1 protein-coding gene is annotated in these 637 nt (G+C 59.8%); it reads right to left on the reverse strand.

Annotation, left to right across the window (positions count from 1 at the left end; genetic code table 11):
- Nucleotides 1-596 (reverse strand): IS5 family transposase (locus AC1DX4_RS35085; RefSeq protein ID WP_477224689.1); only part of this gene is annotated, 596 nt, incomplete at its 3' end.
- Nucleotides 597-637 lie beyond the last annotated feature (41 nt).

The raw sequence follows: 637 nt of genomic DNA on the forward strand, positions 1-637 counted from the left end.
GTGATCACTTTGCGGATCAGGCCAGAGCCCTCATCCACTCCGACATGTGCCTTGTAGCCGAAAGTGAAGCCGCCCTTGCCTTGCCGCACCGTGACACGGGCATCTGCATCCTTTGATGCCTGCTCGTCCGTCGGCGGCAATGAGACCGCATTGATCAGCGTGGCATCCAGCATCGTGCCCCGCTTCAGGATCACGCCAGCCTTCTCCAACTGCCAGTCCAGTTCGCCAAACAGCTTCTCGAACAGACCTTCGCCGACAAGCAGGTTGCGAAAGCGCGAAAGCACCGTGTGGTCGGGAATGCTCTCCTCCAGCCCGAGCCCGACGAAACGTCGGAACGACAGCCGGTCGCCAAGCGCCTCCTCCAGTTCGCGATCCGACAGTCCGTACAGAGATTGAAGCAAAAGCGCCTTGAACAGGATCAACGGTGGCCAGGCAGCCCGACCCGGTCCACCATCGCGCAGCGGGTTGAGTAGCTTCTCGAAGCGGTACCACTTCACCAGACCTGACAATCGATCGAGTGGCGAAGAACCGCCTGCCAACTTGCCGCCCAGAAAGGCTTCCGCCAAGCTCAACTGACCCGTCTGCTTCACTGCCATCGTGATTCCCTCCGAGCGTCAATCTCAGAGAATCACAACCA

Source organism: Mesorhizobium sp. P3_A8 (genome assembly GCF_056402995.1).